The sequence below is a fragment of the Methanolobus sp. genome, assembly GCF_030682845.1.
GTDB lineage: Archaea > Halobacteriota > Methanosarcinia > Methanosarcinales > Methanosarcinaceae > Methanolobus.
In genome coordinates this window covers 22,671-45,298 of record NZ_JAUXNK010000070.1, presented here as the reverse complement: position 1 = coordinate 45,298, position 22,628 = coordinate 22,671, and the positions used below count along the sequence as shown (strand labels likewise).

General features: G+C 45.4%; 18 protein-coding genes. 11 read left to right on the top strand and 7 right to left on the bottom strand.

Features of this window, described 5'->3' with window-relative positions:
- The first annotated feature begins 40 nt into the window (after nucleotides 1–40).
- From Q8J68_RS08675 to Q8J68_RS08665, 3 genes are all read left to right on the top strand, one after another.
- On the top strand, nucleotides 41–970 hold the full coding sequence (locus Q8J68_RS08675; protein ID WP_305311120.1) for a replication factor A: 930 nt from the start codon (nucleotides 41–43) through the stop codon (nucleotides 968–970).
- Entirely contained in the window at nucleotides 971–1,543 is a 573-nt protein-coding gene (locus tag Q8J68_RS08670) for an RPA family protein (protein WP_305311119.1), read from the top strand. It abuts the gene before it with no gap.
- A 150-nt stretch (nucleotides 1,544–1,693) separates the two neighbouring features.
- On the top strand, nucleotides 1,694–1,930 hold the full coding sequence (locus Q8J68_RS08665; RefSeq protein WP_305311118.1) for a hypothetical protein: 237 nt from the start codon (nucleotides 1,694–1,696) through the stop codon (nucleotides 1,928–1,930).
- 22 nt (nucleotides 1,931–1,952) lie between these two features.
- Here Q8J68_RS08665 and Q8J68_RS08660 read toward each other — a convergent pair whose 3' ends face one another.
- From Q8J68_RS08660 to Q8J68_RS08645, 4 genes are all read right to left on the bottom strand, one after another.
- Nucleotides 1,953–2,489 carry a metallophosphoesterase gene (locus tag Q8J68_RS08660; protein WP_305311117.1) on the bottom strand — a complete coding sequence of 179 codons (537 nt, stop codon included), beginning with the start codon at nucleotides 2,487–2,489 and terminating at the stop codon, nucleotides 1,953–1,955.
- Nucleotides 2,486–3,274, bottom strand: a complete 789-nt coding sequence (locus tag Q8J68_RS08655) for a winged helix-turn-helix transcriptional regulator (protein WP_305311116.1) — start codon at nucleotides 3,272–3,274, stop codon at nucleotides 2,486–2,488. The genes Q8J68_RS08660 and Q8J68_RS08655 overlap by 4 nt, the downstream gene beginning before the upstream one ends.
- Complete coding sequence (locus Q8J68_RS08650; RefSeq protein ID WP_015053121.1) at nucleotides 3,271–3,783, bottom strand: ArsR family transcriptional regulator; 513 nt, start codon at nucleotides 3,781–3,783, stop codon at nucleotides 3,271–3,273. The genes Q8J68_RS08655 and Q8J68_RS08650 overlap by 4 nt, the downstream gene beginning before the upstream one ends.
- A 133-nt stretch (nucleotides 3,784–3,916) precedes the next feature.
- Nucleotides 3,917–4,951: a deoxyhypusine synthase gene (locus Q8J68_RS08645; RefSeq protein WP_305311115.1), complete on the bottom strand. Its 1,035-nt coding sequence runs from the start codon at nucleotides 4,949–4,951 to the stop codon at nucleotides 3,917–3,919.
- 269 nt (nucleotides 4,952–5,220) lie between these two features.
- Here Q8J68_RS08645 and Q8J68_RS08640 point away from each other — a divergent pair, with 269 nt between their 5' ends.
- Nucleotides 5,221–5,838, top strand: coding sequence for a hypothetical protein (locus Q8J68_RS08640; RefSeq protein WP_305311114.1), 618 nt, complete (start codon nucleotides 5,221–5,223; stop codon nucleotides 5,836–5,838).
- Nucleotides 5,839–5,871: 33 nt separating this feature from the next.
- Complete coding sequence (locus tag Q8J68_RS08635; protein WP_305311113.1) at nucleotides 5,872–6,678, top strand: nitrilase-related carbon-nitrogen hydrolase; 807 nt, start codon at nucleotides 5,872–5,874, stop codon at nucleotides 6,676–6,678.
- A 16-nt stretch (nucleotides 6,679–6,694) separates the two neighbouring features.
- Here Q8J68_RS08635 and Q8J68_RS08630 read toward each other — a convergent pair whose 3' ends face one another.
- Together Q8J68_RS08630 and leuS are read right to left on the bottom strand one after the other, a co-directional pair.
- Nucleotides 6,695–7,801 carry a sensor histidine kinase KdpD gene (locus Q8J68_RS08630; protein ID WP_305311112.1) on the bottom strand — a complete coding sequence of 369 codons (1,107 nt, stop codon included), beginning with the start codon at nucleotides 7,799–7,801 and terminating at the stop codon, nucleotides 6,695–6,697.
- A gap of 112 nt (nucleotides 7,802–7,913) precedes the next feature.
- Entirely contained in the window at nucleotides 7,914–10,805 is a 2,892-nt protein-coding gene (gene leuS, locus Q8J68_RS08625) for a leucine--tRNA ligase (RefSeq protein WP_305311111.1), read from the bottom strand.
- Nucleotides 10,806–11,071: 266 nt separating this feature from the next.
- Here leuS and cgi121 point away from each other — a divergent pair, with 266 nt between their 5' ends.
- The 3 genes from cgi121 (at nucleotide 11,072) to Q8J68_RS08610 (ending at nucleotide 14,130) form a co-directional block, all read left to right on the top strand.
- Nucleotides 11,072–11,581 (top strand): KEOPS complex subunit Cgi121, encoded by a 510-nt coding sequence (gene cgi121, locus Q8J68_RS08620; protein ID WP_305311110.1) that lies wholly within the window; start codon nucleotides 11,072–11,074, stop codon nucleotides 11,579–11,581.
- Nucleotides 11,582–11,707: 126 nt separating this feature from the next.
- Nucleotides 11,708–12,799, top strand: coding sequence for a class II fructose-bisphosphatase (gene glpX / locus Q8J68_RS08615; RefSeq protein ID WP_305311150.1), 1,092 nt, complete (start codon nucleotides 11,708–11,710; stop codon nucleotides 12,797–12,799).
- 8 nt (nucleotides 12,800–12,807) lie between these two features.
- Nucleotides 12,808–14,130 (top strand): tRNA (N(6)-L-threonylcarbamoyladenosine(37)-C(2))-methylthiotransferase, encoded by a 1,323-nt coding sequence (locus Q8J68_RS08610; protein ID WP_305311109.1) that lies wholly within the window; start codon nucleotides 12,808–12,810, stop codon nucleotides 14,128–14,130.
- Between the two features lie 6 nt (nucleotides 14,131–14,136).
- Here the strand turns inward: Q8J68_RS08610 and Q8J68_RS08605 are convergent, their stop codons facing one another.
- Nucleotides 14,137–14,346, bottom strand: a complete 210-nt coding sequence (locus Q8J68_RS08605) for a CBS domain-containing protein (protein WP_305311149.1) — start codon at nucleotides 14,344–14,346, stop codon at nucleotides 14,137–14,139.
- Nucleotides 14,347–14,793: 447 nt separating this feature from the next.
- Between Q8J68_RS08605 and Q8J68_RS08600 the strand changes: the two genes are divergently transcribed.
- The 3 genes from Q8J68_RS08600 (at nucleotide 14,794) to Q8J68_RS08590 (ending at nucleotide 22,558) form a co-directional block, all read left to right on the top strand.
- On the top strand, nucleotides 14,794–17,586 hold the full coding sequence (locus Q8J68_RS08600; RefSeq protein WP_305311108.1) for a PGF-pre-PGF domain-containing protein: 2,793 nt from the start codon (nucleotides 14,794–14,796) through the stop codon (nucleotides 17,584–17,586).
- 209 nt (nucleotides 17,587–17,795) lie between these two features.
- Nucleotides 17,796–19,574, top strand: a complete 1,779-nt coding sequence (locus tag Q8J68_RS08595) for a PGF-pre-PGF domain-containing protein (protein WP_305311107.1) — start codon at nucleotides 17,796–17,798, stop codon at nucleotides 19,572–19,574.
- Between the two features lie 158 nt (nucleotides 19,575–19,732).
- Nucleotides 19,733–22,558 carry a putative Ig domain-containing protein gene (locus Q8J68_RS08590; RefSeq protein WP_305311106.1) on the top strand — a complete coding sequence of 942 codons (2,826 nt, stop codon included), beginning with the start codon at nucleotides 19,733–19,735 and terminating at the stop codon, nucleotides 22,556–22,558.
- Nucleotides 22,559–22,628: the final 70 nt, after the last annotated feature.

Genomic DNA, 22,628 nt, shown 5'->3' with positions numbered 1-22,628 from the left:
CTCCAAAATGACGCACAAACAAGAGGCCTGAGGTTTGAAAATGAAAGAGATTTCGCAAGAGATTCACAGAAAGTTCCAGGAACTTGGAGTAGAGATTTCCCTTGAGGATATTGAAGACAGGCTTGACAAAATGGTCAGCAAGTTCAAGGTCCCCAAAGAGGAAGCAAGAAGAAGTGTTGTTAACTATTTCTTAAAAGAGCACAACATCCCCAAAAACCAGTTTTATGCCGGCCAGTCGGAATCGCCTCTTATGAAGATCTCCGAACTGAACGTTGACGGAAAGTGGGTGAATATAAAGGGCAAGGTTGTGCAGCTTTGGGAAAACACTCATGAGTCGATCTCCCAGGTTGGTCTCATTGGTGATGAAACCGGCACTATCAAATTCACAAAATGGGGAAGTGCTGAATTCCCGGAAGTCGTCGAAGGCCAGACTTACTATTTCAAGAACGTTGTTGTCAACGAGTGGAATGGAAAGTTCCAGCTCAACATGAACAAGAGCAGTTCGGTAGAGCAACTAGACGAGGACATCACGGTAGGCACATCAACAATCACATTCATCGGCGCTCTGGTAGATATCCAGTCCGGGTCCGGTCTGATAAAGCGTTGCCCTCAATGCAACAGAGCACTTACCAAGGGCGCATGCATGGAGCATGGGAAGGTGGACGGGGTCTACGATCTCAGGATCAAGGCTGTCCTGGATGATGGTGTCACTGCACAGGATGCGATCATAAAGAGGGATCTTGCAGAAGAGATGACGGGACTTACACTTGAGAGTGCAATATCCCTTGCAGCAGATGCCCTTGATCAGGGCGTAGTGCTTGAAGAGATGAAGAAGCTGCTTGTAGGCAAATATTATACAGCTACTGGCTCAAGGGTTGAGAGATACCTGCTGGTAGATTCCATGGCTCCCAGATCAACCATAGACACGCAGGAACTGGATGAGCTCATAGCTGCATCAGAGGTGGTATAAATGGCCGGCTATTCACGAGAAGTTGCAAGGAGGGTCTTTGCTCAGGAATTCAGGGAATCGACCCTGACATTCAAGGACGGGGATGATCAATATGCTCCGCAATACTTAATGACACCTACAGGTGCCAGGGTTAACAGGATATTCATTGTCGGTACTCTTGTAGAGAAGGAAGACATCGGGACAGATTCGGAATACTGGCGCGGCAGGGTTATAGACCCCACTGGCTCCTTCATGATATATGCAGGACAGTACCAGCCGGAAGCTGCCCAGGCCCTCGCAGAATGTGAAACCCCTGCTTTTGTCGCCATCGTCGGCAAGCCAAGCACCTATACGACAGGTGAAGGAGATGTACTGACCTCAGTGCGTCCGGAATCTATGCATATTGTGGATGGTCAGACAAGGGATATCTGGGTAATGGATACTGCCCGAAAGACCCTCACAAGGCTTAAAGAGCTTGAAGGAGGCTCTGAATCTCCGGATGTGGCACAAGCAAAAGAGTATTATGCCCCTGATGTAAGGCATTACTACTCAATGGTCTCACACGCTCTTCAGTCTTTGAAAGAGACCTATTAGGCTTGTATCGGGCATTGTCAGGAATCTTTACAGGTGCAGTTTTACCTGCACCATGCTTTTCTCTTTGTTATCTATTAATCAATGTGATTTGGAAATATGACCAAAAGGGTCATAAGCACATATCTCATTCATAATCTTGAAGGTAGTTTGATGAAAACATATCTTTTGCTCTGGTACAGTAGTGATGGTGGCATGCCCTCTGAAGTCAACAGGAGCCTGATGTCTCTTGGTTTCAAACCTGTCCAGGGTGCCTATGACTATGTGTATGAATGGAGCGATAATGTTGACCTGGATGATATCCTTCGCTTTGGGGATAAGATCCAGATGACTCTTAAAGGAACAGGGGTTATGTTCAAAACCGAAACGGTCAATGGGAAGAACCAGTAATTGACAATCTGTTTTAATGGAATCAGGAACTTTTTTCCCGTTCAAGTTTCCTCGAATAATCAACATAGCTGCATGATTGTCCATTTATCTCTATAATGTTCGCGTTCAACGAACCGTTATCTATTATAAGTTCAACTGCACAGGGATCTGACATCCTTGGTTTTGTGGGTGATCCCGGGCAGATCAAGAGCACATCCCTTTTTTCTATTATCGGCCTGTGCAGATGACCAAATATCAGCACATTTACACCCATTTCGAGTGCCAGGTACCTCATCGGGGTGGTATCTACTATGGACAGCGCTCCTTCGTGTACGACTCCTATCTTAACTCCCTCCACTTCAAAGATGAGCTTTTCAGGAAGAAGCTCCTGCAGCTCCTTCTCATCGGTATTCCCGTGGACTGCCCGGAGTTTACCTGTAGATTCAAGGGCCCTGTAAAAAGCCATGGAGCTGAAGTCCCCTGCATGCACAACGAGGTCATAGTCCCCGATAATGCCTGCGAGATACTGCGGAATAGTATCAGTTTCAAGATGTGTATCAGATATTACTAAAAGTTTCATTGGATACTCAGGTCCACAAGTTCATATTCCAGATTCTCTGTCTCAAGCCTGCTCAGGATAGCAGGCACTTCCTCGTCAATGGCAAGTACCAGCGATGAGAGGCCATGATATGCCGCCTCGACGACAGACTCCCTAGCACCAAACATCACGTCAGGCTTCAGGCCTATCCTCTTTAGCGCAACAAGGGACTCAACACCGACAGTTGCAATATAGGACTTGGACTTTGCCAGGGACCTGAGACGTTCAATATCAACATTCTTTGATCCTCCTCTTTCGACCCTAGGTATCCTGCAGACAGTGATGGCCGCATTTTCCAGGTCAATAAGCCCCAGCAGGTCAGTAACCCCCACATCTTCTCCTTCCTTTGCATCAGATATGGTTGTCCCGGAGGCATTTGTGACATCCTTTGTGCCAACATATAGAAGTCCCTTGCTCATCCTGAGGTAAACCTTTTCACCTTTGGTTAGTTCTTCCTCAGCTATGGCGGTCCAGGTGGACACATGGCTGATTATGTCGCTCATGACATAGCGTGCATAGCGCTTCATGTCGTTTGCGTTCTCAAGTACCCATTCAACACCCTGCTTGGTGATGCGGTAGCGTACTCTTCCTTCTGAGTATATCTGGCCCTCGGCAACCAGCTCTTTTATATACTCTGATACTGCCTGCGGTGTGACGCCTATCTTTTCAGCGATTTCCTTCTGCCTTACATTAGGCTGGTGAGCGGCTACTTCTATGAGAATCTGGAATTTGGTGATACCGCTCTTGCTATGAAGGAGTTCTATCATTCCTTTTCCTCATCTGTCATCTTCAGTCTTTGTCCCATGACAGTCAAATTATCGGAGCGTCTGGCTACTGCACGTATGTACAGCGGGCTCTTGTTCAGTGCTCGTGTAAGACTGCTCATTGAATTGTTCCCTTGCTCTACTAATTTTTCAAGTTCTTCTATTGAATCCTTCACTTCTTCATATGGCATAAAAGTCAGCATGATGATGTCGCTCATATCCTCAAAGGAACACTGGAAGTTTGTCTGGACCTTTGAATAAGATGTGCGATATTCTTTCTCGGGTGTTTTTCCCGGCTCCGGCATGTGCCATTGGCTTTCTATCAGTCCGCTTTTCTTGAGGACATTGATACTATGCGTGACATCGGTTCCCAGCATATCTTCCAGGCCATCCTTTGTCATCCATAGGTTAAGAAGTGCATCAAATACCTTTTTATGTCTCTTTGATCCAAAAACCTGAAGCAGAGGTACGAGTTCAGAAGGGTCGTTGATTATTCTTGTTCGTTTACTCATTTAGTTACCTCATATACAGACCTATTCTAGCCACTGAACCTCTCCATCGTTCATGTGGGATTATACCTTGCTCAATAATTGTTTGATTAAGTACCTGTTATATTGGCTTTTGAGGAATAAATGTGTTTTGTTTTCAATGAGTTTCAAAATGCAGTTCTGCACCATCGCCATTCCACTCAAAACAAGGGATTTTACGCTTGTAGCCCTTAGTTTTTTCGTTAAGTGCATGTGTCACGATAGGAAGTGCGATAGTTGCGTCAACGAATACCTGGACCTTTTTTGCTTCCTTGGAGATCTTTCCCCAGGATACGGCCTCATCGAAAGTACAACCCGATAGCCCGCCCCAGTGAGGTGCATCGGTCGTATACTGTATCGCGTACTCATGCCCGGCTACTTCATGCCCCATTATGGACGCAACTACCTCCGTCTGCTGGATGAAATTCTTGGGCACGCCGCCTCCGACGTATACGACACCTGTCTTTTCGGATGCCTCAACCATCTGCGTGATCTCGTCGACATCCTTGATCTGGTCGATATTGATATTATAGCCGTTCCTTCTTGCTATTGTAAGTCCGATACCGATCGAGCTGTCAGACAGCGCTGGAATGAAAATAGGGACGTTGTGCTTGTATGCGCTTACTATTATCGAGTTCTTGTTGCCCTTCTCGGATATCTCTTTACCCAGCAGATGTATGAACTCACGTGAGGAATATGTCTTACCAGCATGTTTTTTGGCAAAGTCAGCTACAAAGTGGTCGGTATTCCTGAACTCCTCCTCATAGGCGAACACATCATATATCCTGTCGATACCATGTCCCAGAAGTTCGCAGTCATCTGCTATATGTGAGCCCACATAATGTTTAAGCCCGAGGGCCTCGTGACAGTCATGAAAAATGTTAGCTCCCGTGCTTACGAGGCAGTCTATCAGCCGGTTCTCTATCAGGTAGGTAATGATGTTGCGCATTCCTGCAGGCACCATTGCCCCACTCAGCCCCATGAAGATAGTAACTCCGTCTTCCTTGAACATATTTTCCCAGGCTTTCACGGACTCTGCAAGCTTACGCCCCTGGAATCCTGTGTACTGCATAGCATCGGTAAGATCACTTAAAGATCGCTCAGTGACCTCAACAGGTATGGTTGGTGTTTTGGTAAAGGTGTGTAGATGCATTTGCCTCCTCCTAATAGATGATAAGTGCAGCGCCATCAGCTGCCGTAATAAATTCAAATGACTATTATTCTAAAATTAAGTGAACGCTTTATGTCAGGCTGCAATAATTTTATGGCTGAGTTTATCCTGTTAAAGCGTGTTTTTCCATATTACAATAAGGTTCACTTTTAATATAAGTAATTGTTTTTATAGCTGCCTCTTGCCAAAATCATTAAGAACTTAAAACGCTAAGTATATTCAGATTTGTTATCAATAATGGTGCGAAAAACATGCCCGAAAATCTCTACTCCCATCTAAATGAAATTCTGGAAGGTAAACAGCTTTCCATAAGTGCCATCACACGTGAGTTAAAGGAAATAGGGATCAATGAGCATCGGCTTGTGATGACCGGTTATCTGCGTGCTCTCCGCGACCTGAAGAAGTTGAACGAAGTGGATATTCCTCCTTCTAAAGTTTATATGAAAATAGAAACAAAAGGCGACAATGCGCTGCCCGATATCTATTCCCTTATTTCCAGAGAAATGAGGTCCTTTGAACCGGAATTCGCTTTACCGGTCGCAGTGTATGTTATTACGAACATACTTGACAGGCCTGTATTCAGGGAAGAACTTCAGAAGATTGGCTTTGGTTCCAAGAATATAAATGACTGTCTTTCCCGATCCGGCCGTGCTATAAAAGAGTCCCGGAACGAGAACCTGAAAGAATATGCTGCGAGCATAACAAAATTTACTATCCTGGGCTCAGACCCTGCCTATGAGTGTGACCAGTTGAGCAGTGAGCTTCTCAAACACTCCAATCATCTTCTTCTGAAGATGTTGAAATTATCTGTGGATATAAGCGGCCTGACTCCCCGTACAAAGAAAACGACTATCAATGATTTTGGCTAATACTATTTTACGAGCAATGCCCACGACTGCCAAATGACTCAAATAACTGTTGCCTGTATACAGATGGATGTAAGCCTTTGCAGTAAAGATGAAAACCTGCACAAGGCAATTTCGATGGCAGAGCAGGCTATATCAAAAGACGCCCAATTGCTGGTCCTGCCTGAATTATTCTCCACAGGCTTCTGCTATGATGATATGGAAGCCTCCGCTGAGGCAATCACCGGCCTGACAGTCAGTATGCTCCAGGATCTCTCCCGCAAGCATGATTGTGTGATAGTTACCTCCATTCTCGAAAAGGGGCTGCCCCAGGACAGGAGTGCACCTGCCGGAAGAAGTTATTACAATCTCGGTATTTGCATAGAATCCGGGGAAATTACGGGCACATATCGCAAAACCCATCCTTTCAAGAGAGAAAGGCAATATTTCCTGTCAGGTGATAACATATCCCCCTGCAGGCTCAGGAGCCATGACCTCATCATCGGGCTTGAGATATGTTATGAACTGAGATTCCCGGAAGTCGCAAGAAAGCTTTCCCTCTGCGGCTCAGATATCCTTATCACAGTCGCACAGTTCCCAAAGCCCCGACACCATGTATGGAGGACACTAGCAATGGCAAGGGCAATAGAGAATCAGATACCTCACATTGCCTGCAACCGCACAGGTGAAAGCGGGGATACTTCCTTCTTCGGAGGTTCTGTGATCGTGGATGCTTCAGGGCAGATCATGCATGAAGCAGGAGAGGATGAGTGCATACTGTTACATGTTATTGACACAGCTGAGACGTCAAAGATCAGAGAGGAGATAACTGTTTTCAAGGACCGCAGAGAGAATATCTACTGAATTCCTGTCAACATTTTTACCTGTGCAGGGTGACCCAGAAAACGGATCCTGTTCCGGAAGGATTGTCTTCCACTCCTATCTGTCCATCATGCAGTTCTATTATGCGCTTGGCAATTGCAAGTCCAAGTCCGGTCCCTTTTATGTTTGTTTTTTCCGCACGCTTGAAGCGGTCAAAAATATACTTTTTATCATCTTCCGAAATGCCGGAACCGTTATCTACGACTGATATCTTCCAGTACTTATCATTCAGGGCACACAAGTCTATCCCGATCATGCTTGCAGGAGGAGAGTACTTAATGCTGTTTGCTATCAGATTGGAAAAAACTTCCTCTACTATCCTGTTTACCTGTGCAGGATAATTTCCCTGAGGGTCGAACCTTATATGCATCTCCTTATCGTCCGCTTTTGGCTGAAGTCCCTGAACGACCTCTTCAAGGATCGCTCTGAGATCCATTTCCTCAAACTCCAGCTCTTCAACGTTCTCCAGTTTTGCAAGACTTGCAGCGTTCTCGATCATCTGGATGAGTTTTAGATTATTACGTTCTATGGCTTTTAGTGCAGTGATTTTTTTTGTATCATTCTCGTATTCGATCAGATATTCTACATAACCTTTGATCACAGTTGCAGGGTTGATAAGATCATGCCTGAGGATATCGGTAAACAGATCTTTCAGTTCATTGGAATTCTTGAGCTGCGCGGAATAGTTCTTCAGCTTATCTTCCGCAATCTTTCTCTCTCTTACCTCGATCTCAAGCTGCCTGTTCTTTGAATTGAGCTCCAGGGTCTTTTTCTCTATCTTATCTCTTAATACAAAGCTCAGTATTATCATTAACAGTAGAAGGCTTCCGCCTATTCCTACAGACAATTTAAGCCACATAGGGCTTTCCCATGTGTACAGTCCTGATGTAGAAGCATTTGTGGATATAGGTTGTCCTGATTCCTGATATGCCTCTTCAATTAGATTCGCCCAGCTGGAGCCTGTCGAAATTTGTGGCTCTGCAAAGACCGGCTCTGCTAGGAGTAAAAGGAGTGATATGATCAGGATAATATCAAAGGCGGTGCCTATTATCTGTTTCTTTTGAAATGCTGGCACTGCGTTTTTTCTTTCATAGATAATATGCATCAATTATTATAACTGCTTTTTAAATATATATCTATTTACCACCTGTTAGAGTGCCTTTTAACAGGCCTTTTAAAAAAGAAGAGGCACATAAGTCTCTAATGTGCCTTCGATGTTACTGCTCAAGGTATATTGCAGGCCTCAGAGGCGCTGCAAACTTTGACTTGTTCTCCGGATCAAACTCAGGTGAGTCCGCAGAATAAACCTCAATTGGACATCCCAGTTCATGGGCCAGACAATCGCAGTTTTCCTGTAGTATGTTTTTCTCGTCAAGGTTGAATTCATGCAGCATCTCAAACCTTTCAGTCTTCATACTGGTTATGTCAGGAACAAGTTTTTGCACGTACTTTGGTATCTCCTTCCCGTAGGCACGGTTCTCAGGTTCTGCCATAAGTGTCTTGATAAGCTTACCAGGGTTGAGTTCTTCTTCCCGGAGCATGTCGATAGCGAGCTTGAATGCTTTTGTCTTCCACTCAGGGGATGCATAGAGCACCACTTTCTTTGGAGTGATCTTAGTGACCTTAATGATCTCCTCTATATCCGACAGGGTGTTGCAGACCAGTTCCTCGGCAAGTTCAGCATCGTGATCGACGAATCTGGGACAGAATATCGGATATGGTGCAAGTGATATGAAATCCCCTTCCTGATGTCCCATTGCAGACCAGACCTCTTCGCAAATGTGGGGTGTGAAAGGTGCCATCAGCCGGACCCATGTATCAAGCACATCGTATAGCACCGCACTTCCGCCGCGCCTCTGGTACCACTTGACATCGTTGTACAGCAGGAAGAATGCGCTCTGAAGTGCGCCTCTTGTTCTGATCGATGTCATGTTGTTGTTGGTTTCCCTGACGAACTGCTGCAGTCTGCTGAGCATCCAGCGATCTATGAGCTTAAGTTCTCCTTCAGACCCTGATCTTGCACCGGATACGATAATCTCCGTCGCAAGTTTATAGAATCTCTCAACTTGTTTCTTGGCGCTCTCTACTCCTGCGTTCCTCCAGTCAGCATCCTGTGTCTGTTCCGCGCTGGAAAGGATATACATGCGTGTGATATCGGCACCATAGGTGGTGACAGCTTCCGTCATGGTAAGGATAGGGCCCTTGGACTTGCTCATCTTCTGCCCTTCAAGGGACACAAAACCGTTCACAGCAAGTGCTCGTGGCCATTTGTCCTCTTCAAAGATGGCTACATGGTGGAAGAGGAAGAAAAGCAGGTGATTTGGCACTAGGTCCTTTCCGGATGAGCGCAGGTCCACAGGGTACCAGTAATCCAGGTCTGATTTCATGCGGGCGATAAGTTGCTCATTAAGTCCGGTATCGATGGCTGTCTCCTGAAGAGTGCCTTTGCCAAGGAGTACGTAATCAAAAAGCTTTGGTGTGAGCTGCTTGGGGCTGATTCCCTGGGAAAAGAACTTGTTTGTGATATAGTAAGACATATAGATGGTCGAATCACCCAGTGACTCTATGAGCCATTCCTTGTCAAAAGGCAGTTTTGTTCCAAGCCCTTTCTTCCTGGCACATGCCTTATCCTTGAGCCAATCTACTTTATTATTGAATTCGACCCTGATCTCTTCAGGGATTATCTCCATCTTCTCAAGGCATCTGTATACCTTGTCCTTCCATTGGGGACTTGAATAGTTGAGGAACCACTGTCCCTTTACCATGTTGACAACACAGGGAGTGCCGCACCGGCAGACCACAGGCTCACTGAACTCATAAAAGACTTCGCCTATACCCTGTTCAAGAAGGTCCCTGGTGAGCACATCCTTGATCTTGGAGACCGCAATACCTGCATACCTGCCTGTATTTTCCTTCAGTACGCCTCCGTGGAACTCCCTGCGGTACACCAGCTTGGTCGCCTCTTCGGCTTTTGGGTCCTTCTGATCCGTGACTCCCAGCTGTGTGACTGCGTCAACTGCAGGATATTCTCCGAAATCCTTTACCTCGATGAGCGATATGAGTCCGATATCCCTTAGATTTTCTTTGATACCATATACTGTCAGGTCTTTGTCGTAGAGGTCCCTGAGAGCCAGGTAGTCATAAGGTGCATGGGCGGGCACACTCATTACGATACCGCTTCCATTGCCGCCCTTCACGAAGGATGCCGGCAGCGTGATGACATCTTTCCCTGTAAGGGGATTCCTCGCCTTGATACCTATAAGTGATTCAGAGGGCACATTGCCTATAAGTTCGACATCCCTGTCTGTGTAAGTAAGTTTGTTGTAAGCTTCCTTACTAACGACCCATAACTCTTCTTTCCCATCCTTACTTACCCTGAGCTTGACATGCTCTATATCCGGGTTGACCCAGAGGTTAGTGACACCGAATATTGTTTCAGGCCGCAGCGTCGCACATGGCAGTATCATTCCGTCGTGCTCGAACTTGACCAGGGTGAAATCCACAATGGTGGCTTCCTCGCCGTGAAGGATGTCGTGGTCTTCAACAGGGTTCTTGTCATGGGGGCACCATTTCACCGGATGCGCACCCTTGACGATAAGCCCTTTTTCATGGAGCAGGTTGAACTGCCATTCAATGAATTTCTTGTATGTAGGGTCAGTGGTTGTGAACTTCCTGCGCCAGTCGATGGAATACCCGATGGACCGCATCGCTATCTCGGCTTCTACCTTGAAGTAGTCCACGATCTTCTCGGGAGTGTCAAGTGTATGCAGGATATCTTCCGGGATTCCATGAAGTCTTGAATACACATCCATGGTCTGAGGGTCCCGGTTTGCGATAAGCTCCGCAAGGCCCACAATGGGAGTTCCCGTAACGTGGAAACCCATGGGGTATAGCACATTGTATCCCAGCATCCTTCTGTGCCTTGCAAGCACATCCCCTATTGTGAATGTCCTTGTGTGTCCAGCGTGTAAGTTGCCATTCAGGTAAGGGTAGGGGATTGTTATGAAGTACTTCTCCCTCTCATCCGGCTCCGGTTCGAAAATCCGGCTCTCATTCCAACGGCTCTGCCATTTTACTTCTATTCCCTGCGGATCATAATCCTGTTCCATTGTTCGCACCTTCTCACGCCGGACATAAATCCTTAATGAATCTTCCTTCCTAGTTATCAACTGCAGATATTAACCTTATGTATTTGATTTTGAAAGGACAACCTTTCTCTTATCTTTTTTGTCTATACATGCAGGTTTATATTTGTAATAAGTACCAACCTAAATAAAATACACGCAAATATTTATCGAGCAGGGTTTTGAAGGTTTCCTGTCCTTTCTTCAAATTCCACCGATACACTTATTCAAAAGGAATCCAATTTCAGCCTATGTCGTTCCAGATACTCGGAGGCAGCACTCATATCAGGAAAGTGCCTGAATTCTTAGGCCAGATATCTTCTATCGCATCAGCGAACAGCACGGTAATACAGGCAATGGATGCTGGAAAAATAGCAGGGGAAAAGCATGTCCGTTTTGCTGTGCGAAAGGCCTTGCGAGCAATTGAGGAGAACTACAACGCAGCTAAGGATCCCGGTATCGAGATAATGAGATATGCATCAGGGAAGAGACAGATAGAGGAGGCATTCTCAATGGGAGTGCATGAAGGGGACATGGATCTTGTTTTTGTGATAGTGGGTGATGCCGGAGGAGTGAACAGGTCAATGGAGTCTCTGAGGAGTGTGATTAGCGAAAAGGATATCATAGGCTATTCCTCCCGAAAGCGGGACAACATAATCTCACAGTTCGATATAACCGAAAAGGAGATAGAAGCAACTGGAGAGGAAATGATACCGGATCTGGTAATAGAGAGGGTTGCTCTTGTTGATGTACTAAAGTAGTTTAACTTTTAAACCGGGAACACTAATATAGTTATCAAGAACACTGTTGCTCAAATCACTTGTTAATCATAACAATTACCAAACAATGAAGATGATCCTATGAAAGACGATTGTATAGAAAATATTATAACTCATCCGAAAACCGCTGAAGAAATGATCAATGGCGCCGGTCCTATTGAAAGCAACCTGCTGCCCAGATTACTTCATGTGACAGAGGCCGCAGCGATTGCAGCTTCTTACCAGATAGGCCGCGGGGAGAAGGACTTCTGCGACCAGGTGTCAGTAGAAGCCATGAGAAGAATGCTGAACTGTCTTGACATGAAAGGTATCATCAAGATCGGTGAGGGAGAACGGGATGAGGCTCCCATGCTATTCATCGGAGAAAAGGTGGGTACATGGAAAGAAGGTGTTGAGGTTGACATCGCTGTGGACCCTCTTGAAGGTACCAACCTTGCAGCCAACGGTATCCCCGGCGCCATAGCTGTCATGGCTATGGCAGAAAGAGACGGACTTTTCCACGGTCCGGACATCTACATGGATAAAATAGTCGTGGGGCCGCAGGTTGTGAAATATGAGAAAGAGCACCCTGATGAACGGATCGATCTTGACGCACCTGTGCTGCATAACCTTCGTATTGTTGCTAAGGCGCTTGACAGGAGCATTGATGAACTGGTTGTTGTCATCCTTGAGAGGACAAGGCATGAGCAGAAGATAAAAGAGATACGTGAAGCCGGAGCTCGTGTGAATCTTGTAAGTGACGGCGACCTGATGCCCGGAGTGGCAACCGCGATACGAGGCTCCGGTGTGCATATGGTACTCGGGTCCGGTGGTTCCGGGGAAGCGGTCCTGACAGCAGCAGCATTAAAGTGCCTGGGTGGTAAGATACTGGCTCGCCTGGTGCTTCCATCCGTAGCTAACGGCAAATCCGATGAGGCAATAGCAAAGGAGAAAGCCGAGAAAATGCCACGGCTGGAGAAGATGGGCATCACTGAAAAGAACATCAATGATGTACTGGATACCGAGCGGCTTGTGCCTGGAAAAGATGTCATTTTTGCAGCAACAGGAGTGACCTCCGGCTCTGTCCTGAATGGAGTGAGCCTCTTTGGAGAAGGTGATTCCAGGGCTCACAGTCTGACAATGGGAAGTTCCGGTGTGGTCAAGTTCACAGACACGATATACATACACGATAAAGAAGCCAACGTGCTGCGTTTCCGGTAATAGTCTGAATGAAGGTCCACGTCGCTACATTCGGTTGCTCCGCCAGCCAGGCATCCGCAGAGATCATGAGGGCAATTGTCAGGGACAAAGGTCATGCTCTTGTACCTCTGAGCGATGCAGATGTGCTTGTTATCAATACCTGCACTGTAAAGTATGCTACCGAGCAGAAGATCCTTCATATTATCAGGGAAGCAGCTGACTCAGGTAAAGAGGTGATAGTGACCGGGTGTATGCCCGAGGTCCAGCTTGAAGATATACTGGAGCAAAATCCGCAAGCTCATATCCTCGGAATTAATTCGGTTTCAAGGGTAGGTGAGTTGCTTGACTCTCTCGGTAAGACCGGGAAAGGAAGCGCAAAAGGGCGGATGCAGATTTTCTTGCATCAACCTGAAGGCTTCCAGAGTGTACCAAGAATCCGATATAATCCTAACATCCACATCTGCCAGCTCTCCCTGGGCTGCAACTACTCCTGCTCTTACTGTATCGTTAGTGTGGCGCGGGGAAAGCTCAGGTCTTTTGGACCGGAGGAAATAATTGCAGACATAAGGCGAGCAGTTTCTGAAGGCTGCCGTGAGATATGGCTCACTTCCCAGGACAACGGTCAGTACGGTACTGACAGGTGTGACACTGGCAAGGATGTCCTTCTCCCGGAGTTGCTGCGCATGATATGCGCCATACCCGGACAGTTCAGGGTCAGGGTCGGGATGATGAACCCATTCTCAGTACTCCCCATACTCTATGATCTGCTTGATGCCTTTGATAATGAGAAAGTCTATAAGCTGCTGCATCTGCCCGTGCAATCCGCTTCTGACGGTGTGCTGCGGAACATGAATCGTTATCATAGTATCGAGGAGGCGAACCATGTCATCAGGCAGTTCAGGAGCAGGTTTGATGACCTGACGCTTTTCACTGATATAATAGTAGGTTTCCCAGGCGAGACAGAAGAGGATTTCAAGAAAAGTGTGAAGTGGGTGGAGGAATTCAGGCCTGATAAGGTAAACATATCCAGGTACACTCCACGCCCCCGTACAAAAGCCTGGGATTTCCACAATACTGACTCACGTATACTTACAAGGAGATCCAATGAACTTCACAGGATATGCAGGAGCACCAAGTTTGCCACAAAGAATAAGCTGATAGGTTGGGAAGGTAATGTCTTCCTGTCCAAGGAAGCAAAAAAACAGGGTACTATGGCACGTACAGACTCATACTTGCCTGTAGTGATCCCGCAGTGCAACCTTGAACCAGGGGTTACCTGCAGGGTACTTATCTATGACACCACTCCCGGATACTTTTTGGGCAGGCTCCTTGGCTATCCGGGAGAGGCCTGAGATCAACTACTCTTCTTCCGTTTTCTGGTGCATCTTATAAAGAACTTTTTTGTCATAGAGCTTGACTATATCGCTTCGGGTAATTATGCCAAGGAGCTTTCTCTTATCTTTCCTCGATACCACTGGAAGCCGGCCGATATCCTTTGCTGCCAGCCGCTTGAGCACTGCGTTGAGTGTTTCATCAGGATATGCAACCTCCAGTTCCTTTGTTGATATCTCACAGATGCTCCTGTCCAGATCATCCTGTTTGACCTTGTCCCTGAGGTCCTTGAGGGTTACTATGCCGGGAATTGGATATCACCGATTCATTTTGCAACCATTGGTGGATATTTCGTTTTGTTTCCTTTATTATTCTATCCAATAATGTTCATCTCTGCCCGGATTTTAATGACGAGTTATTCCTCATAGAATGCATAGTTTTGATATAGTTTTTGCAAGGCAACTTACTATATTTATTATACGTTATTAATTAATATTGATTTATAAATAGTTGTATATTGAATAATTTTATAATATAGAACTGTATATTGGTAGTTAGTGGAGAAATGCGGGGTCATCAGTGAGTTCACTGGATGTCCGCACGTAATGTTTAACAAAATAAGTGGAGTTTACTTCAGATGTTGTCAATCTGAAGTGCAAAAATTGTCATAAAGGGTGGTATGAATGCATCCCTTCGCAAAAAACGTTAGAATGAGTAGTATACAGGGTATTGTCAAAATTAGCTTCTGCATTGCACTTTTGGTGCTTGCGGTTACTTTGAGCGCTGCGGGAGGCTCTTCAAGTGGGAACTCAACAGAATCTACTAGTTATAATATAACAATAGCTGATGCTATAGATGGTACAGCAAATGTCACTGTTGATAAGTCAAATGCGGCGGTAAATGAAACAGTGATTGTAACGATCACTGATATTGAAGTTGGTAAGCAATTTTCATCTATCAATGTAGCCGGTGACGTTGTTTCAGTACTCTCAACAGAAGTGATTGCTGGGGCCAATTATACCTTCCAAATGCCTGCTGAGAATGTGACAGTGACTGTAACGCTTGAAGATATTCCAGTTCCTGTGTATAATGTTATAGTAGAGCCTGTTGTAGGCGGCACAGCAAGTGTAACTGTTGATAAGCCAAGTGCAGAGGAATATGAAATAGTTACAGTAACTATTGATAACATTGAAACTGGCAAACAGTTTGCTTTTGTTAACGTCACAGGCAACAGTGGTCCAGTAGCCACAATGGAAGAAGCTCCCGGAGTCAGCTACACTTTCACCATGCCAGCAGAAAATGTAACTGTAAATGTAACTCTTTTGGACATTCCCGTGAAATATGGTATACAAACAGAAGTTACAGGAGGCAATGCAATTGTAACGACTGATCCTGCACCTGAAGCAGAAAAAGGGACCAACGTAACAATAACTATCAGTGAAATTGGATCCGGCAAGCAGTTCAACTCAATTAAAGTTAAAGATGCAACTAATAATGTAATTGATACCAAAGTTCTGTATGAAGGACTATCCTATACATTCACAATGCCAGCACAGGAAGTTACAGTGATTGTTGATTTGAAGGACCCCACAATACATGTAGCTTCAATAGTTGTCACAGGAGAAGGATCTGCTAATACAGTAAAGAATGGTAAGAATCTTCAGATGAGTGCAGCAATATCCCCGGTTGATGCGACTGATGCAAGTGTGACCTGGTCGGTAGAAGCTGTAACCGGAAATGCAACCATCACCCAAAGTGGACTATTGACAGGTACAGAAGTAGGTACAGTGATTGTTAAAGCTAAGGCTAACGATGGTTTTGGTGCAGAAGGAGTCTTAGAAGTTACAGTAACTGTGAAACCAGTAATAGTAAATGGTATCGAAGTCTATACCGCTCCAAACAAAACAAGCTATAACGAAGGTGAAACCCTTGACCTAACAGGCTTGGTAGTAGAATTGACCAAGTCTGATTCAAGCATAGAGCATGTAGAGTTTGCGTATTTTGAAGTAAAAGGAATCAAAGTCAGCCCGGTACAGGGAAGTGAGCTGGGAACAGAAGTTACGCAAGTACTGATCACTCATAATGCAAGTGCAGAAACTGCAACCCAGGCAATCAATGTGAATGCCGTACCTGTAACAATAACCAATGTTTCTATCAAGACCGCGCCTTCAAAAGTGACATATACTGAAGGCGATGCTCTTGACCTGAACGGTTTGGTAATAACACTGACAAGATCAAATTCAAGTACCGAGGATGTTGCTTTTGCGAACTTCAATTCGAAAGGAATTGTTGTGGCTCCAGCAAATGGTATAATTCTTACAACAACTAACACTTCCGTTACTATCACTCACACTGAAAGCGGAGAAACTGCAACCCAGACAATTACTGTTAATGCCGTACCTGTAACAGTATCTTCAATAAACGTGACAGCAGCAGGTTATGTGACTACTGTAGAGAATGGCAAAACATTGCAAATGACTGCAGCAGTACTTCCAACAAATGCAATCGACAAAACTGTAACATGGTCAATTATAAATGGGACTGGAACCGCTACAATTACTCAAACAGGATTGCTGACAGGAACCGCTGTAGGAACAGTAACTGTTAAGGCTACATCCAACGACGGTTCAAATATAGCAGATATTTACAACATTACAGTCTCTGAAGCGCAGTCCGCAACAACTCCAACAACTGGAGGCGGTGGCGGGGGCGGTGGAGGACAATCTACCGGTGAGAAGTATGAGAACATCGAGCTTAAGGACTACTCTATTAAGTATGTTCTAAGGGATACTGAGACGATGTTTGAGTTCACTAAGGAAGGTAACAGCATTGTTGGAATTGGTTTTACGGCCCGCCTGAACGGGGGGCAGACCAAGACTGTGATAGAGATGCTTAAGAGCACTTCCACTATGGTCAATAAGGCAGCTCCAGGGACAGTTTACAAGAATGTCAACATCTGGGTTGGGGATGGGAAGACAACACCTGACCTTTTGTCTGATGCGAGAATCATGTTCAAGGTCGAAAAAGCCTGGATAGCAGGGAATGGTATAGATCCGGCATCCATCCGTATGCTCAGGTATAATAGCGGTTCCTGGGCTCAATTGCCAACCAGCAGGGTTAGCGAGGATGAAACCTATGTCTACTATATTACCCAGACGCCGGGCTTCTCGGCCTTTGCTATCTCAAGCATAGGCAAGGAGGAGCAACAAGTAATTTCAGGCAGTAATCAACAGGGATCACCATCCCCGAGTGGGGAAAGCGCACAGATGTCAACAGAAGACAGCCAGACTCCGCAAGCAGGCAATGCCGTTTCCCCTGAAGCGAAGTCTTCCGGTTCATTTACCTTCCTACTGATCCTTGCAGGCATCTCGGCCCTTGGAGTACTTGGCTACAGATATAAGGACCAGCTATCACAGGTCCGCACACAATTGGGTAATCCCGATGGGAAACGCTACAGACGCTTCAAAAGAAGCTAAAGTTTTACAGAACATATATACGAACCAGGCAGGGCTTTTTAAGCCTTGCTTGTTTTCAATTTCCTTCATTTTCTTCTCTTGATTCGTTTAATGTAATTCCCTTTTCAGCAATATGATATTTATCCTTCTGATTTTATTTTCTTAAGAAAATTAATACTAATCTTTATTACTCTGCAGCTCGAGATAGAGCGTCTATGGTGGGTTATTCCATGGATTTCACTATCCCAGGTCATCAAAAATCATTACTCCCCTGTTATCACAGGCTCAGAAAAAATGCTCCATGGCTACTTGCATTCTGCTTGCTCTTCCTTGGCTCAGCAGTTGCAGGTGCCAGCTCCCTAGAAATAAACACAGTCCCCGATCAGACGGTCCAGGCAGGCAGTCCTGTAGCGTTCACAGTTTCTGCTACAGGACCCGAACCCTCTCTTATAGAGTACGGTGTCATCAATTCTCCATCTGATGCCTCTTTTAATTCGGAAACCGGTGATTTTAGCTGGGTTCCGGAGGACAGTGGTGACTATGAATTGCAATTCTATGCCACAGATGGAAATTCAACAGCTACTGAGGATGTCACTATTATTGTTACTGCCTTGCCCAACAATGCACCCACAATACAGGCTCAGGCTCCCCATACCGTCGAGGTTGGTAAGTATTTAAGTTTCACATTAGCTGCATATGATCCGGATGGAGATACTCTCTCATATATTAATGGGGGCGAACTGCCTCAGGGAGCGAGCCTTGATCCAAATTCAGGCACCTTTGAGTGGACTCCGGCTGCTGGTCAGGAAGGCACCTATGAAATAGAGTTCACAGTTTCAGACGGCTCCCTGAGTGCAGCAGGAAGTGTGGCTATCACGGTCATTAATGAAAATTCAGGGGCCAATGCCACACTTGAGATGTTATCGATCAGTCCTAAAACGGTTGTAGTAAACAACACACTGCAGTTCACCGTGAGTGCTTCGGGAGGAAATGGTACCCTTATATTCTCAGCAACGCAACTGCCTTCAGGAGCAACATTTGACAATTCGACCCAGCTTTTCAAGTGGATTCCTTCAGCATCCAATTTAGGGACACATTCGGCTGTATTCACAGTGACAGATGGTATGAGCAGTGATGCTAAGACAGCTTCAATTACGGTTACGGCAGCCAGCAACTCTTCAACCAACACTACAGGTGGCTCTGGTAGCTCAGGTGGTAGTTCATCAGGAAGCGGCAGTAGTAGCAGTGGAGGTGGTGGTGGTGGCTTCCAGGCTAGCACTGAGAAGTATGAAAACATAGAGTTCAAGGACTTTTCTATCAAATATGTACTCCGAGATGTAGATAATGTATTCAATTTCAGCATGGAGAACAACAGCATCAGTTCCGTCATCGTGGTGACCCGCCGGAATGAGGGGGAGACCAAAACTATAATAGAGATGCTTAAGGGCACTTCCACAATGGTTAATAAGGCAGCTCATGGGGTTGTTTATAGGAACGTGAATATCTGGGTAGGTGACGATAAGTTTTCAAATAGTAACCTACAGGGAGCAAAGGTTAAGTTCACGGTTGAAAAGACCTGGCTTGCAGAAAATTCCATAGATCCTGCTTCCATAAAACTTCTCAGGTACTCGGACACATGGAGTTATCTGCCAACAAGTATAGCAGGAGAGGACGAAACTTTTGTTCATTACACCGCTTTCACTCCCGGATTTTCAGTATTTGCGATATCGGGTGTGGATGAAAGTGCCTTTGCTCCGGCAGGTGGAGAGCAGAATGTGTCACAGTCAAATGAGGATGAAAACACATCTCTTTCAGTTGATGATGAGCAAGGTGCCACCGGAACAGTCCCAGTGAGTCAGGAACGAAAATCTTCCAGTTTCATCCTGTTTGTTCTGGTGGGTATGGGAGGGATTGGTGTTGCAGGTTACAGATACAAGGAACAAGTAAACGAGATGCTCTTCAGGATAGGCAACTCAGACGGTAAACGTTACAGGCGCATCAAACGGTAGATATACTTTTGGCTTTAAATCGAATCAGTTAGGTGAAAATCTGGCAGAATACAACGGTTCTGCCAGGATATTTTCTAATGAATTATCTCCATTATTTTTATAATTAAAAGAATATCTGTAATAATATTTATCTTGCTGTAGTGTGAGATACAGCATACATGGTGGGTTATCCGGCTCTTGGCTCTCTACAAAATGTCTTGCTTGATGATAAAAAAAGATTGAAGAATCACATTCTTTTTTACCTGATCATTTCATTATTGTTATTATCTGCTAATATAGCAGGAGCAAGTCCTCCTGCATTCCAGCTTCAGGATAAAAGTATCTATGAAGGCCAGCTTCTCACATTTACGGTATCTGCTACCGACCCTGACGGTGACAGTATTGTTTACGGGATCATAGGACTGCCTGATGGAGCTTCTTTTACCGATGGGAGCGAGCAGAACGCCGGCAAAAAGATATTTTCGTGGATTCCCGGTTATGATGATGCAGGCACTTACCCTGTAAGTTTTTCAGCAACTGACGGAACTTCTGTTGTCTACTCAAACATTACAATTACTGTGATCAACGTTAACAGGGAACCCATCCTTGCAGTCATTGGTCCCAGATCTGTAAATGAGAACAGTTTACTCACCTTCACTCTCTCCGCATCTGATAAAGATAATAATACTCTTGCCTTCTCCTCACCAAATCTTCCAGGCAGCGCAACCATTAACGCCACATCCGGTGTTTTCCAGTGGATACCAGGCTACGACCAGGCGGGTATTTATCAGGTTGAATTCGTTGTTTCTGACGGGGCAAGCCAGGATTCTGAGTATGTCACTATCACAGTAAACAATGTGAATCGCCCACCCGAATTCACATCAATTGAAGACTTTAATGTGAGTGAGAATACCCTTCTTGAAATAACCCTTACGGCATCTGACCCGGATAATGATGTGCTGGTGTTTACTAAGAGCGTGCCATTCGGTACGATATCAGGCAACAAGTTCTCATGGAAACCTACCTATGATGATGCAGGTGAATACAACATCCAGTTCACTGTGAGCGATGGAGACAAAAAAGTAACTCAAAACGCAAAAGTGACCGTCACTAACACTAACAGGGCACCAATACTCTATTCTATCCCTGATGTATCTGTTAAGGTACATGAGGAGATTACCATACAACTCGCAGCTTATGACCCGGATGGTGATGCTCTTACTTATCATAACGTAAGCGCATTGCCTGCAGGGTCTGAATTCAATACTGCAACAGGGCTGTTCAGGTGGACTCCTACGGCGACTTATTACAATGCAAATTTTATATTCAATCTTTATGATGGGTCACTATATTCTGAATCCAAAGGACTCATAATTGCGGTAGGCGATTCATCCTCCACCCCGGCATCCCCTCCAGAAATGTTATCAATACCAGATCTAAAAGTAAATGAAGGCGAAACTCTATCTTTCACGATTATTGCCAGTAATAGTGGTAATAGTCCATTGATTTACTCTGGTGATTATCTATCTGGTGCAACACTTGACAGTGCAACAGGCCGATTTACGTGGACTCCTTCCTACGAGGATGCAGGTAGATATACATTCGAATTTGGAGTTTCTGATAGTAGTTCCCGTCTCAGAGACTATAAAACTACAATGATCGAAGTTGCTAATGTCAACAGACCTCCTAGTATACAACCGCCTCCTGTGAAATTTGCCAACGAGACACAGACCTTAAAAATCCCTCTCACTGCAACAGACCCCGATGGCGACTTCCTCACATTCAAGACGAACAAGTCATTTGGCACCATCAGGGGAAATACCTTTATCTGGACTCCTGGTTATTTCGATGCGGGTGACCATTACGTGGAATTCACTGCTTCAGACGGCTCACTCAGTTCAAGCACAACTGCCACAATTGTTGTATATGATACCAATATGCCACCTAAATTTGACACTATAGGCCCCAAGGATGTCAATGTTGGCAGCACGCTGGAGTTCACGGTTAGTGCTTCTGATGGGGATGGTGACCCGCTGATATTCTCTGCATCAGGGCTGCCACCAGGAGCAACTTTTAACACTTCTTCCAGGATATTCAAGTGGAAGCCCTCTGCTTCACAGACAGGCACTTATTCTGTCAGCTTCAAGGTGAGTGATGGAGAGCTCAACGATTACCAGACGATTGCTGTGACTGTCAGTGAGCCATCCATCCCAGGCCCCACTGGGGGTAGTAGTGGTGGCGGTGGTGGCAGTTCCATGAGCAGTGGTGAGAAGTACGAAAACGTAGAGTTCAAGGATTATTCCATAAAGTATGTCATGAAGGATACGGAGACTGTGTACAATTTCACCAAGGATAATAGTATCATCACAAAGGTCATTCTCACTACACGCCTGAACGGAGGACAGACCAAGACTGTAGTAGAGACACTTAAGGGCACCTCTACTCTGGTCAACAAGGCTGCTCCGGGAATAGTTTACAGGAATGTGAACATATGGGTGGGGGATGAGAAATTCTCGCCAGCCAGCATATCTGATGCAAGTATCACTTTCCAGGTGAAAAAGGACTGGATAGCAGGCAATAGTGTAGACCCGGCTTCGATAAAATTACTCCGATACGCCGGTGGGGCATGGAGCCAGTTGCCTACCACAAAAATCGGTGAAGACGGGACCTATATATATTATCTCGCCAAAACCCCGGCTTTTTCCATTTTTTCCGTCTCAAGTATGGATGAAAAAGCACTGCAGGAACTTTCTACTAATAGCGGACAGGGTGCTTTGCAATCAGAAGATGATGAAAATGGTACAATGTCTCCAGATGATGTTACTGACTCGACAGATCTCAATTCTGCCACACAGGATAGAAAGTCTTCCGGTATTGCATATTTTGCCATCATAGGGCTTACGGCTATGGGGGTCTTGAGCTACAAGTACAGGGATCCCCTCGGCAAAACTATCGCGCAACTTGGCAACCCAGATGGAAAGCGATACAGGCGCTTTAAACGGTAGACATATGTCAGTTCGGAAGATGGTGCTTTAAAACCGAGAGATATGTACAACCTCTTGGAGCACCATCTTT